Source organism: Mesorhizobium sp. M7A.F.Ca.CA.004.12.1.1, from assembly GCF_003997835.1.
GTDB lineage: Bacteria > Pseudomonadota > Alphaproteobacteria > Rhizobiales > Rhizobiaceae > Mesorhizobium.
Window position 1 is genome coordinate 1 of sequence record NZ_RZRK01001254.1, and the last position, 1,110, is coordinate 1,110.

Consider the following 1,110-nt stretch of genomic DNA (forward strand, 5'->3'; position numbering starts at 1 on the left):
TGCTCGAACAGATCGAAAAGGTGCCGCTGGCGCCGCTGGCCGCCGAGCTGTTGTCAGCGCTTACCGACGACCGCCGCCACCAGAAACTGTTCGACGAGTTCACCAAGGTGATCGGCAGGTTCCTCAATGACGAACAGGCGCTGGCGACGATGCGCGAAAAGATCCGCGAGGAACTGCCGTCGCTGTTCAACCTGTTCCGCGCCGACGCCTATCTCCTGAAGAAGATCGTCGCCTCGGCCGGCTCGCTTCTCGACGAGGTGAGGGCCGATCCCGACCACCCGATGCGCGCCGAATTCGACCGCTTCGCCCAAGGCTTCGTCGAGAAGCTGAGAACATCGAAGCAATACGCCAAACGGGCCGAGAAGCTGAAGCGCGACTTCCTGGCCCGGCCGGAGGTCAAGGGGTTGGCCGGCGAGATGTGGGCAAGCCTCAGCCAGTTCATCGAGCAGGACGCCAAGGCGCCGAATTCGGTTGTCCGCGCGCATCTTGCCAACATGTTCGTCGAGGTCGGTCGCCATCTTGCCGGCGATGCGCAGATCCGGGCCGACATGAACCAAGGGTTCGTGGTGGCTCTGGCGTCGTTCGTGGAGAGCCAGAAGGCCGGCGTGTCGACATTCATCGCCGACCAGGTCAAGCGCTGGGATCTTGCGCAGCTGACGCGGCTGATCGAGATGAACATCGGTCGGGACCTACAGTATATCCGCTTCAACGGCATGATCATCGGCGGGCTCGCCGGTGTCGTGCTCTATGTGGCCGAGCGGCTGTTCCTCGTGAATTGATGCGCGACCAGACTGGCGCTCACTCCTCCGTGTCCGAATGGACTCACGGCATGCGAGTGCTATTCTCCCGCCGAGGGTGCCCGCATCATGCGGCAAAGGGGAGCAAACGAGCATGGCGAAACAACCGGAATCCGATTCCTTCATGGACATGTTCGGCAGGTTCGGCCGCGACCTGAAGGTGCCCAATGTCGATGTCGAGGTGATCCTCGCCCATCACCGCAAGAACCTCGAAGCGCTGGAGAAATCGGCACGAGCCAGTGCCGCCGGCGCGACCTCGCTGTTGTCCAGGCAGCGCGAGATGCTGGAGGACACGCTGCGCGAGGTCACGGAC

1 protein-coding gene and 1 pseudogene are annotated in these 1,110 nt (G+C 62.7%); both read left to right on the forward strand.

Annotation, left to right across the window (positions count from 1 at the left end; all coding sequences use genetic code 11):
- The coding region (locus tag EN984_RS35570) for a DUF445 family protein (RefSeq protein ID WP_127379350.1) at positions 1 to 779 on the forward strand (779 nt) is incomplete at its 5' end.
- A 112-nt stretch (positions 780 to 891) separates the two neighbouring features.
- Positions 892 to 1,110, forward strand: a pseudogene (locus EN984_RS35575) (phasin family protein); the annotation flags it as partial.